Source organism: Nocardiopsis sp. NPDC101807 (assembly GCF_044766605.1).
Taxonomy (GTDB): domain Bacteria; phylum Actinomycetota; class Actinomycetes; order Streptosporangiales; family Streptosporangiaceae; genus Nocardiopsis; species Nocardiopsis tropica.
Genome location: NZ_JBIWMK010000003.1, coordinates 453,119 through 464,644, shown reverse-complemented (window position 1 = coordinate 464,644; position 11,526 = coordinate 453,119). Strand labels below are relative to the sequence as shown.

The window sequence follows — 11,526 nt, the reverse complement described above, 5'->3', positions numbered from 1 at the left end:
CTCGGGCAACTGGGCCCCGTAGGCCACACCAGACGGCTTGTAGCACTCGGTATCCGGCCTGCTTCAGTTCTTGCGCTCCTCCAGGCCGTTGAGGCGGCTGAGGAAGAGGGTGCGGTCGCCCAGACGGGCAGGGGTGACCGTGCCGTCGTCGGAGACCCCGTGCACGAGCATCACCACATCGCGCAGGTGGAACTCGTCGGCCCAGGAATCGGGCACGCGGTTGGCCGCGGGAAGGGGAGGCTGGGTGTGGTGGCTCGCGCGCAGAGGGATCGTCCGGGAGATCACCGCGCGAAGGTCCTCATGGCTCACACGCCCGTGCGGTCCCGGTTCGGGGAGCGGGCGGGTCCGCTCGGGGTCCAGCCACAGCCGCCCGTGCCCGTCCCGGTAACAGCACAGCACCCGGACCGAGTCGGCGCCGAACCGCGTCGCGAGATGGTGCTCGCCGAGGCCGAGGTCCATCGCGGTCAGCGGGTGCAGATCCTCTCCGAGGCCTCTCGTGGTGGGGATGACGGCGTTGCGGCCGTGGGCGCGCAAGGCCATCTCCTCGCCGAGGCGCCGGATATCGGCCTCCACGTCCTCGATGAGGGTCTCGTCGTCGTAGAGGTCGTCCACCAGCGTCTGCACGTCTTCCGGGACGTGGACAGGACGGCCCGAACGGCGTCGCAGCAGGGTGTGCGTGCGCATGAGCAGGGAGAGCGGGTACACGTACTGCCACGAGCGCGGGACGTGCTCCGCGCTCTCCGCCTCGGCCGGAACCAGGACGGCCATGCGCGGTTCGGCGGCCCACACAGGTCTGCGGACCGTCTTCAGGTGCTCGTGCCGCCAGCACCTGCCGGCGCGCTGGAGGAGCAGCCCGACCGGGGCGAGGTCGGTGACCAGCAGGTCCATGTCCAGGTCCAGCGACTGCTCGATCACCTGCGTCGCCACGATCACCGCCGATGTCGGGCGCCGGCCCGCGGCGGCGCCCTCCTTGCCGAAGCGGGTGATGATCTCCTCGGTGATCGCGGTCCTGCGCTCCTGGGGGAACCGGGCGTGGAGGAGGTGGAGTTCGGGGGCGGCCCTCCCGGAGTCGCGCACCCGCGCGAACCATACGGCCAGCAGGTCCCTGGTGGCCTGGGCCTCCGCCACGGTGGTGCAGATGACCGCCGCGCACCCGCCGTGTTCCACCAGAGGGCCCAGCTGCTCGCGCAGCGCGGCCGAGCGGTCCGGGCGACCCTCGCGTACCGGCACCGGCACCAGATCGACCGCCGTGGGGAGGCGTTCGGTGGTGGGGATCGGATCGGGGTCCGCAGAGACCTCCCCTGTGCCGGGATGGACGTGGAGCCACCCCGGGTAGCGGATCGAGGGCACGCGTTCGGGATCGGAACGTCGGCGCTTCCTGCCACAGCCCTGGAGGTAGGCCTCGACGAGGGCGTTGGCCGTGGAGTGGTGCAGGGTCGCGGACAACAGGACGACGGGTGTGCCGAACGCTCCCAGCCAGTGCAGCAGCCGTTCGAGCAGGGTCTGCATGTACGGGTCCACGGAGTGGACCTCGTCGATGACCACGACCTTTCCGGCCAACCCGAGCATGCGGACCGCGTTGTGGCGGGAGGGGAGCGCCGCCATGAGCGCCTGGTCGATGGTGCCCACCGACCACGAGGCCAGGAGACCGCGCTTGTTGCCCAGGAGCCACTCGGTGACATCGAACCCGGAAGCACCCGCGGTTGCAGCGTTCGCCGTGTCCGGCCCGTGGCCCGACAGCACGGTGGAGACGCCCGGGGCCGGTGAGGGGGCGTAGTCGGGGTTCAACCAGGCCATGGAGTGCAGAAGGGCGAGCGGCGCCGGCACGGTGGAGCGGCGGGCCGCGTACTCCTTGAGGCGCGTGTGCATGTGGTCGGCGGTGGCCATGGTCGGCAGGGCGACGAAACGGCCGTCTCGGCCGGTCGCCCGCCCGAGGATGTCGGCCGTGTGAAAGGCGGCCTCCGTCTTGCCCTCACCAGGGGGAGCGGTGATCAGGACCAGTCCGCCGTCGGCGCAGAGCTTCGGCAGGTGGTGGGCGAGAGATTCCTGGAGACCGTTGGGCGTGCGGATGGCGGGGAAGGAGTCGGTGAAGGTCGCAGGCGAGACGGCGAGGCGTCCGAGTCCCGCGGAGGCCACGAGCTGCGGGACAGCGGAGACGGTGTGGCGGAAGTGCTCGTGCACGGCGGCCCGGCTCCCGTCCCGGGGAGGGGTCCGGAGCTGTCGCAGGATGAAGTGCTCCTGGCTGACCAGCCAGTCCGCAAGGATGACGAGTCCGCAGACCAGGGCTGCCACAGGGGCTTCCATCCGGGGTGGCGGGGTGGGTGAGCCGGAGAGGTCGTGGACGACGAGCATCGCCCGGCCCCGTTGCTCCTCCCAAGGACCCTCGGCGAAACCGAAACCGGAGAAGGGGTCGCGGAACTCGGTCAGCGGTGCGGGGTAGACCCCGTGGTGGCCGCCGAGAAGTTGGGTGACGAGCGAGGTGACGTGCCCGCCGTCGTCCTCGTCACCGTCGATACCGGCGTACCCGAGGCGGGGGAGTGCCGTGGAGAGCCATTCGCAGGTGACGAGGGCATGGCCTTTTTTGCCGTCGGTGCCGGGCTCATGGGAGTAGGAGGAGAGGTCGGTGGGGACCTGCTCCTGGAAATCGCGGACGAGCTTTCCGGTGTCGTGGCATCCTGCCCAGAAGGCGACCAGTGAGCGTGCGTGCGCTTCGGGGACCCCCAGGCCGGCGCTGATGCGCTGGGCGAGACCGGGCGGGAGACAGGAGTCCCAGATCTCCATGGCGGCGGCGACAGTGTCGGCGGCGTGGCAGACGTAGGGGTAGCGCCGACCTCCGAGGCTGCGCTCTTTGGCCCAGAGCCCGAGGTCGAAGTGGTCGGGGTCGTCGTTGACCGTTGCCACGAGATGCGCTCCGCTTGTACGTGGGGGAGTATGTGATGGCGAAGCTAATGTGCCTGTGGTGGTGTGCGGGGGTGTTTCCCGCCCAGTGGCCGAAAGCGGCCAAACAGCTACCGACAAGTAGGTCTCGCGGAGATAACGCCTCGCGTGTTCGCAGGTCATTAACTGTGAGCCCCACGCACGTGGGGATGGACCGAGGGTTCCGAGGAGCCCGGGGTCCCCCTCGGGGTGAGCCCCACGCACGTGGGGATGGACCGGCGCTGGAGGCGTCGCGCACCGCGCGCATGACGTGAGCCCCACGCACGTGGGGATGGACCGACGTCCGGCCGGGTGCCCGGGGGCAGGAGCGGGTGAGCCCCACGCACGTGGGGATGGACCGGGCCTGGGGCGGCGCGGCCTGCGCGTGCCGGAGTGAGCCCCACGCACGTGGGGATGGACCCGATACAGAGGGTGAGCAGGGGCAGGTCGGGCAGTGAGCCCCACGCACGTGGGGATGGACCGTACTCCCCGCCCAGGTCCTCCCCGCAGGTCTCGTGAGCCCCACGCACGTGGGGATGGACCGACGAACAGCCTGTCCCTGGCGGGGTCGTGGCCGTGAGCCCCACGCACGTGGGGATGGACCGCCGACGGCGATGGACAGCGACCCAGCGATCGTGTGAGCCCCACGCACGTGGGGATGGACCGGCGGATGAGTCGGTGGGGCCGGTGTAGGGCTGGTGAGCCCCACGCACGTGGGGATGGACCGCCCTGGAGCTGGCCGCCGCCCAGGCCCGCGAGGTGAGCCCCACGCACGTGGGGATGGACCGTGGTCCTCCCGGGTTGGTAGCCCGGTAGCAGGGTGAGCCCCACGCACGTGGGGATGGACCGTGCTGGTAGACGGCGTCGCAGCCTTCCTCGTCGTGAGCCCCACGCACGTGGGGATGGACCGACGGGCTGTGGCAGGCATGGAGGCCCCAACTCGTGAGCCCCACGCACGTGGGGATGGACCAGACCGAGGGGCGGGGGTGCGTGGCCTGTGGCCGTGAGCCCCACGCACGTGGGGATGGACCGCGATCGCAGGTGGAGTCCCGGACGCCGCTGAGGTGAGCCCCACGCACGTGGGGATGGACCGCCACGATGTGAAGTGCCCCAGAGATCCCTCCGTGAGCCCCACGCACGTGGGGATGGACCGCACAGCGCGGCCGCGCTCCCGGCGAGGAGGGCGTGAGCCCCACGCACGTGGGGATGGACCGGGTCGATACCCCACCGGACCGCTTCGGTCCACGTGAGCCCCACGCACGTGGGGATGGACCGCGTCGGGTCGCAGGTGGGGCAGGACGACGTCGGTGAGCCCCACGCACGTGGGGATGGACCGGTCCACCGCACGGCGGACCAGGCGGAACTTGCGTGAGCCCCACGCACGTGGGGATGGACCGGAATCGCCCGACGGGTGGGCCTACGTCGCCCCGTGAGCCCCACGCACGTGGGGATGGACCGTCGCGCAAAATCATGACCGTCAGACCTACACAGTGAGCCCCACGCACGTGGGGATGGACCGGCGGAGGGTCGGATCCGCGGGGCCACGATCGGGTGAGCCCCACGCACGTGGGGATGGACCGGCCGGCCGCCTGACCGCTGTGAGGACGCTCGGGTGAGCCCCACGCACGTGGGGATGGACCGAGCGTGCTCTCCGGGTCGTACAGCTCCAGGGTGTGAGCCTCACGCACGTGGGGATGGACCGCGAAGCTCCGCGCCGAAGACGTTCTCCACAGCGTGAGTCCCACGCACGTGGGGATGGACCGGCGCTCCCGGGCATAGGCGGGGGCGGGTCGGGGTGAGCCCCACGCACGTGGGGATGGACCGTGGGGCAAGGACCCCCTCGCCGCGGCGATGATGTGAGCCCCACGCACGTGGGGATGGACCGTTCGGGATCCGGTTGCACGCTCTGACCCAGAGTGAGCCCCACGCACGTGGGGATGGACCGCCGGAGTCGATCAGCTTGCGGGTGGTGGCCCGGTGAGCCCCACGCACGTGGGGATGGACCGTCATCGATCATGCGACCTTCACCTCCTGGCCGGTGAGCCCCACACACGTGGGGATGGACCGTGGGAGCAGGACAGGCAGAAGCCGAGCCCGCACGGCGGAGGAGGCCAGAAGCCGGGTGGCGGTAGGTAGTGGTCCCCTGACTTCGATGTCGACGAGCGCCTGTCCGCCCTGCTGGACCACCTCCAAGAGGTCGGCGCGCTCACCGACGAGCGGTGGCGGGCCGCCTTCGCCGAGGCGCCCCGCCACCTGTTCCTCCTCGACCCGATCTGGGCCGACGACGGCGTCCTCGACGACGGGTGGATGGTTCCCGTCGGCCACGAGGGCCCGTATTGGTGGGAGAACGCCTACGCCGACTTCGCCCTGCCCACCCAGATCGACGACGGCACACCGGCCGGGGCGGGCGGCCGGGGCCGCTACACCATCAGCTCGGCCTCCCAGCCCTCTCTCGTCGCACGCATGCTGGAGACCCTGCGGGTCCGGGACGGCATGCGGGTGCTGGAGATCGGCACCGCCACCGGCTACAACGCGGCCCTGCTGAGCGCACGCCTGGGCACGGACAACGTCACCACGATCGAGGTCGACCCGCACCTGGCGGAGCAGGGCCGCGCGGTTCTGGCCAGTGCGGGGTTCAAGCCGACCGTGGTGTGCGGCGACGGTGCCCTGGGCGTGCGCGGCGGCGTGCCGTTCGACCACGTGCTGGCGACCGTGGCCGCCAAGCGCATCCCCTACGCCTGGGTGGAGCAGACCCGGCCCGGCGGCCTGGCCGTCACACCGTGGAGCAACGACTACGCAGCCACCGCCCTGCTGAGGTTGGAGGTGGGCCACGACGGCACCGCGTCGGACCGACCGATCGGGGACGCTCCGTTCATGTGGCTACGCGACCAGCGCTCCGCGAAGGGTGCCTGGTCCGACCACGTCGACCGCGACGCGCCGGTCAGACGGTCCCAGACCGCCGTCGACCCGCGGCCGCTCGCCGAACCCCGCAGTGGAGCCGAGTTCGCCGTCGGCGCGATGGTGCCCCACCTGGTGAAGGCGCTTTTCCACGCCCGGGACGGATCCGGGGAATACACGCTCTCGCTCTACGACACCCACGGCTCCTGGGCGTCGGTGGACTTCGTCCCGGGCGCCGCGGAGTACGCGGTCGAGCAGGCCGGCCCACGGGACCTGTGGGAAGAGACCGAGGCCGCCATGGCCGCGCAGCCGGTCACCTACCCGACCGAGCAGCTGTGGACTCGGGCCTAAATGGAAGCGCAGGTGCCCGGATGATTCCCCCGTTCCCGCCCCGCCCTGGTGGAACCCGCCTGCTCCGAGCAGCGTCTGGACGAAGGAGGCCGCCGCCACTGCGTGATCGAGGTCGGCCACGACGGCGACCACATGGACGCCCGCGGCGTGTGCTGGGAGCCGCCCGGCGCGACCCTGGCCCGCCTCAACAAGGAGTTGGGGAGCACCCACCAGATCGCGTGGACCGGGTCCCTGTGGCTGGCCACCGCCCGAGACCCCGCCGCTCCGCACCGTTCCGAGGTCGAGAACACGCCGGAGCAGCTCATTGCGGCCATCCGGCGCCACAACGCCCCCACCACCCCTGAGCCCGTGAGGAGCCACCCGTGATGTTCGCCGACTCCGACCCGGACGACGCCCCGCTGATGCCGGAGGAACAGGACGCCGAGACGCGCCAGGGCAGCTACATCGACTGGCAGTCCGGCCGAGGCGGTGACCGGTGACCGAACTGTCAGGCCCGGGGCCCCTGAGGACCCCCGGCGAAGTCGCCCGCGTATTCCGAGTCGACTCGAAGACCATCAACCGCTGGTCGGACAAGGGCGTGCTCACCGCCCTTCACACCCTGGGCGGCCACCGGCGGTGCATGGAGGCCCAGGTGTACGCCCTCCTGGAGAGGCGTTCCTAAGCCCCCGCAGACCCCCGCGCGTCCCTGCCCAAGAAAAGCGCGTAGACCCTCGCCACACGAGGGAAGGCCCGGCACCCGCACGGGTGCCGGGCCGTCTAGCAAACCTGTCCGGAAGTGGCCATATCCGAACGAGTCTTGAGAAGCTGCAAGTGAGCGCAGTAGGCACGCTCTATCGTGCGGATCATGGAACTGTGGCAATACGCCCTCTGGGGCCTGCTAGGCGCTGCTGCCGTAGAAGGCTCCGAGGCCTTCGCTGTGATGCGGCGGACACATGCTCCGCCTTGGAGGCACAAGGAAGGCCCGGCCCCCACTGTTTTCGCTTGGTCGGTCGTGATCCGGTTGTTTCTCGGAGCAATCGTCGCCTCGGTCATGGGAGAGTCCGGGGCGGTTGCCAACGCCGTCGGCGCGTTCGGGGTTGGACTTGCTGCTCCGGTTCTGATTGAGAAGATGCTCCAGTTGGCACGGCACTCTGGAGCCAGTGATGGGGGCGGAGGTGTCAACGGTGGCTGACACATTTTGGAGCCAGCTCCTCGAAGCCCTCGCGCGTGACTCCCCTCCCTTCAGGGCGAAGCAACCAGCCGAAGTCGAACCCGAGCCTGCGGCTGACCTCGTTCGGACCCTCCGACGAGATGGCCCTCCGTTCACTGGCCGCACTCTGCATCAAGACGCATTCCGCAGTGGTCCGGCGAGTTCCGAAACCAATGCGACGCAAGACCGATCAACCCTGCCTGCTGGCCGCCGGTTTCGGTACAGCACAGTCGTGGTGAAAGCCGTGGCCTACATGTTGAAGTACCTCATCAGAGAGAGGTCGTGAAAACCAGTGAGCGCCACGCCCACCGTGATGGTGAACGGGGCTACCACGTGTCCAGGGTCAGCCGAACACCCGCCGCCAGGTCTTCAGGCCGGTGAGCCCATCGACATTGCGGCCGGTGAACCTGGCCCGGCGCTGGAAGTCGGCGACGGCGGCCTTGGCCCTCGGCCTGTACCGGCCGTTCTTCTTCACACCGACCTCGCTCTGGATGTCGCGGATCGCGGACCGGCCCCGCTCCCAGTACCCGGAATGGTTCCGGGCATTGCTGGACTCGGGCCCGTACCAGTAGTGCCCCGACGCGAGCGGGAACTTCTTCTTGCCCGGGGGCTTCGGGGCGGCCTCGGTGTCCTTGCCCCACAGCCCGTCGACGGTGACGCCGACCTGGCCCTGGAACCACTCCACACCCTCCAGGGTGCGGAGCCCGAAGTCGCCGTCGACCTTCAGCTCGGGCTGGCGCCCGGTGAGCCCCATGCACGTGGGGATGGACCGGAGGCCTGATGGACACCCTCGACCGACTCACCTTTGCCCTGCTCGCTGAGCTGTGCCGTCTCCATGACGTCACCTCCGAAGGGTGGTCGCTCACCGGGGACTACGCCGCCCTCAGGGACGACACTGAGCAGCTTGCGTGGATCGCGGTGAAGGTCATGGAGGAGTCGGGGAAATGACGGAGGGCGGCCTGCGCCCGCCTCACTATGATCACTCATGTGAACACGTTGATTACCATGAGCGAAGACCTTCTGCGCTTTGCCAACACCACGACCCCTATGTCAGCGCTCGTCGCCGCGATCGTTGGTGTCTTGATTGGGGCCCGCCTCTCCCGCCGGAACGAGATGGCTAAGGAGATCCGCCAGACCCTCACTGAGCTGAACGACTATCTCAGCGAACAAGAGATGGGAGAGCCGGATGAACACAAGCGTGCTCGCAGGATGTGGGCACGCATTGCTCTTCTTCTCAGGGGTTCCCGAGGGCGATCGAGGGTCATTCGAGGCCGGCTAGAACGCACGGTAATGGCGATCGAGGCTAGAAATTCTGGGGGTGTTAGGTTCCGATACCCACAAGCCGCGCTTGCCAACAACACCTTGTGTTGGTACGGCCAGTCAGTTATCTCGGCAGCGATCAACCGGGAGCGGATGCCAGTTGAAACCGCAGACTTGGTCCGCATCTGCGACGCAGCACGCGAGGAACTCAAAGAGATGCATCTGGAAATGATGAAGGATCCAGCCGAAAACGAACTCTGAGCGTCATGAGAGCAGGCCGAGCAGCGGTACCATCCACCAAGCCCTTGGAGGAGACAGTGACCGATTTTGGAGCTCTCATCAGCTTCCTTTTCCACCGATACGAGGACGAGCAAGAGCGCCTCAGGGAGGTTCTTTACAGCGACCACGAGTGCCCCCACGCCAACCCGGCCGTGATGGTGCTCGATCTTGAGTCGAAGAAGCGGATCCTCGACCAAGTCACCTGGGTGATGAATGACGCCGGAGAGAGCTACGTGACCTCCCGCTTCCTAGCTCACTGCGAGACCACCCTCAAGCTTCTCGCTATGGCGTATGAGGACGATGTCGAGTTCAAGCCGGAGTGGAAGGTGGACACGAAGGAATGGCGAGTTTGAGTACCGCAACTGCTATTTTCGCCGAACAGCTCTACGCCGCCGAGTAAGCTGCGGACGAGGGGATTCCAGGCGAGCACCACTGCTGCGGTCGCGGCGGGTCTGTCAGGTGCGGCGGTTTTTGCTGTGTTGGCGGCGCTCACTGGCGCGGTGTCAGCGGCAGTGCAGTGCAGTGCGGGTTCACGGTGGGCACTCAGATCGCCCTACAGGGTGCGGCGGGTCGGCGTGCACGGATGCATCAGCTCGTCGTGGAGCCTATGCCTACGAGCGTGGAAGCGGACGTCAGGGCGGTCGTGGAAGACGTCGCGAGGCGCATCGGCTCGGTCATCGCGCTGAGCCCCACGCATGTGGGGATGGGACCGTCTACACCGAGCCCATCGGCACTCCGGGGTGGGAAGTGTTCACGGTACGTCGTGGGCCGAGGCGGCAGTCGGGTCCACGCAGCCTCACATCCGGGATCTCAGCACGTCGACCTCACAGCCCGGCGCGAAGGGGTCGAAGCCGTGCTCGACCAGCCAGCGAACCCCCAGCAGGCTTCGCAACGACCACCACGCGCGGATCACGTCGAGGTCGACGTCGGGGCCGTAACCGGAGATGACGTCGTCGAGGTTCTCTTCGTGTCCGAGCGTCAAGGTGGCGAGGTCGAACAGGGCATTGCCCCGGCCCGCCTCGGACCAGTCGATGATGCCGGTGACCTCGTCGCCGTCGACGAAGACGTGGTCGATCTGCAGGTCGCCGTGCGTGAACACCGGAGTCCACGGCCGGAGCGCGGCCTCGGCGACCCGGCGGTTGCGGGTGACCAGGTCAGCGGGCAGGACACCGTTCGTCACGAGCAGCTCGCACTCGACGTCGAGTTCCGCCGCCAATTCGTCGGGACCCCGGCGGCGCCGGCCGGGCCAGGGCGGCAACGGCGCCTCGTGCAACCGCCGGATGACGGCGCCCGCCGAGGCCCACGCCGCCGATGACGCGGCCGACGGCTCACCGAGACGGCCGAGCACCGTTCCCGGGACGGCGGCGATCGCGAGCACAGGCGGTTTGCGCCACAGGACCTCCGGAGTCGGGACCGGCGCGAGGGACATCGCCTCGACCTCGACGTCGATGCGCGCCTGGTCGGCGTCCACCTTCAAGAACACGTCGCCGGCGCGCAGGGTCGCGCGCTCGGAATGGGCGACGACGACTTCGATCTCGTCCATGGGCGACCAGTATCCCGGGGATGATCGCCGACGTCGCCGGGTTTTTCGCGCGCGATGACGTGGCTGACCGCACCCCCCCCCTGTCCGGTGGCCTCGTGCACGACATCGACCTCTACCGGGTCAAGTCCACCACTCTTGTTGGGGACGGGTCGGCCGGACCGCCTTCCCGGTGCGTGCGCGCCCGCCTCCGGCCGGGCGGCGCCGCAGGTGCGGGAACTCGCGTCAGGGCTTGCGGCCCACCCCGCAGTGCTCGTCCACGTCGTTGACCGAGCCCACCTCGGTGGGGTCCGGCCGCCAGCGGGGACAGGAGACCACCCCGGGTTCGAGCAGTTCCAGGCCCTCGAAGAACGCCGCGAGCCGTTCGGGGGTGCGGTTCACGCGGGGACTCCCGCCCGAGGCGTTCCACTGGCGCACCATCGCGTCCATCTCCTCGGGATGGACCACGTCGGTGTCGTCGGAGAGGACCAGGAGGCTCCCCGGGGCCAGGGCCGCCATGAGCCCGGCCACCAGGGCGCGGGCCTCCCCGTCGTCGGTGACGTGGGCCAGCACCCCGGCCAGGACGAGCGCCACCGGCCGGGAGAGGTCCAGGGTCCGGGCCGCCTCCCGGACGATCCTCCCCGTCTCGCGGATGTCGGCCCCCACGTAGCCGGTCGCGCCCTCCGCGGTCCCCACGAGCAGGGCCCGTGCATGCGCCAGCACGAGCGGGTCGTCGGCCACGTAGACCACGCGCGACTCCGGGGCCGCCGCCTGGGCGACCACGTGGACGTCCTGCGCCGTGGGCAGCTCGCTGCCGACGCACAGGAACTGGCGCACCCCGTGCTCGTGGACCAGCCGGGTGATCGCCCGGCGCAGGAAGTCGCGGGCGGCCCTGGCGATCTCCAGGACGTGCGGGTTGGTCTCCAGGATCTGGTCGGCGACCGCCTTGTCCGCCGGGTAGTAGTCCTTGCCGCCCATCCAGTAGTTCCATACGCGGGCCGACTGCGGCACGGAGGCGTCGATCATCGGGGGGCGTGCCTCGGAGGGGGTCACATGCGGCTCGCTTCTGTCCTCACGGGTCGACCGGGGGAGGGGACCCTGTCCCGGTCGACCA

At 69.4% G+C, this 11,526-nt stretch carries 11 protein-coding genes and 1 CRISPR repeat array; of the genes, 6 read left to right on the top strand and 5 right to left on the bottom strand.

The features are described 5' to 3' along the window. Window positions 1–63 precede the first annotated feature (63 nt). Window positions 64–2,901: a CRISPR-associated helicase Cas3' gene (gene cas3 / locus ACIRPH_RS11445; RefSeq protein ID WP_402912625.1), complete on the bottom strand. Its 2,838-nt coding sequence runs from the start codon at window positions 2,899–2,901 to the stop codon at window positions 64–66. 164 nt (window positions 2,902–3,065) lie between these two features. Continuing rightward, window positions 3,066–4,983: direct repeats of the CRISPR family, unit length 29 nt; unit sequence GTGAGCCCCACGCACGTGGGGATGGACCG. A 240-nt stretch (window positions 4,984–5,223) separates the two neighbouring features. Here cas3 and ACIRPH_RS11440 point away from each other — a divergent pair. From ACIRPH_RS11440 to ACIRPH_RS11425, 4 genes are all read left to right on the top strand, one after another. Continuing rightward, a complete protein-coding gene (locus ACIRPH_RS11440; RefSeq protein ID WP_402912622.1) occupies window positions 5,224–6,165 on the top strand; it encodes a hypothetical protein in 942 nt (313 codons plus the stop codon). Window positions 6,166–6,267: 102 nt separating this feature from the next. After that, window positions 6,268–6,531, top strand: coding sequence for a hypothetical protein (locus tag ACIRPH_RS11435; protein WP_402912619.1), 264 nt, complete (start codon window positions 6,268–6,270; stop codon window positions 6,529–6,531). Between the two features lie 109 nt (window positions 6,532–6,640). Beyond that, window positions 6,641–6,826 (top strand): MerR family DNA-binding transcriptional regulator, encoded by a 186-nt coding sequence (locus tag ACIRPH_RS11430; protein ID WP_402912617.1) that lies wholly within the window; start codon window positions 6,641–6,643, stop codon window positions 6,824–6,826. A 183-nt stretch (window positions 6,827–7,009) separates the two neighbouring features. After that, window positions 7,010–7,336, top strand: a complete 327-nt coding sequence (locus tag ACIRPH_RS11425) for a hypothetical protein (RefSeq protein ID WP_402912614.1) — start codon at window positions 7,010–7,012, stop codon at window positions 7,334–7,336. A gap of 361 nt (window positions 7,337–7,697) precedes the next feature. Here ACIRPH_RS11425 and ACIRPH_RS11420 read toward each other — a convergent pair whose 3' ends face one another. Then, window positions 7,698–8,108, bottom strand: a complete 411-nt coding sequence (locus tag ACIRPH_RS11420) for a peptidoglycan-binding protein (protein WP_402912611.1) — start codon at window positions 8,106–8,108, stop codon at window positions 7,698–7,700. Between the two features lie 26 nt (window positions 8,109–8,134). Between ACIRPH_RS11420 and ACIRPH_RS11415 the strand changes: the two genes are divergently transcribed. Further along, on the top strand, window positions 8,135–8,302 hold the full coding sequence (locus ACIRPH_RS11415) for a hypothetical protein (RefSeq protein WP_402912608.1): 168 nt from the start codon (window positions 8,135–8,137) through the stop codon (window positions 8,300–8,302). A 432-nt stretch (window positions 8,303–8,734) separates the two neighbouring features. Here the strand turns inward: ACIRPH_RS11415 and ACIRPH_RS11410 are convergent, their stop codons facing one another. After that, entirely contained in the window at window positions 8,735–8,836 is a 102-nt protein-coding gene (locus ACIRPH_RS11410) for a GCG_CRPN prefix-to-repeats domain-containing protein (protein WP_402912606.1), read from the bottom strand. A gap of 83 nt (window positions 8,837–8,919) precedes the next feature. Here ACIRPH_RS11410 and ACIRPH_RS11405 point away from each other — a divergent pair, with 83 nt between their 5' ends. Beyond that, window positions 8,920–9,246 carry a DUF6221 family protein gene (locus tag ACIRPH_RS11405; protein ID WP_402912604.1) on the top strand — a complete coding sequence of 109 codons (327 nt, stop codon included), beginning with the start codon at window positions 8,920–8,922 and terminating at the stop codon, window positions 9,244–9,246. A 443-nt stretch (window positions 9,247–9,689) separates the two neighbouring features. Here the strand turns inward: ACIRPH_RS11405 and ACIRPH_RS11400 are convergent, their stop codons facing one another. Beyond that, a complete protein-coding gene (locus ACIRPH_RS11400) occupies window positions 9,690–10,436 on the bottom strand; it encodes a phosphotransferase family protein (RefSeq protein WP_402912601.1) in 747 nt (248 codons plus the stop codon). 222 nt (window positions 10,437–10,658) lie between these two features. Then, window positions 10,659–11,438, bottom strand: coding sequence for an SAM-dependent methyltransferase (locus tag ACIRPH_RS11395; protein WP_402913296.1), 780 nt, complete (start codon window positions 11,436–11,438; stop codon window positions 10,659–10,661). Window positions 11,439–11,526: the final 88 nt, after the last annotated feature.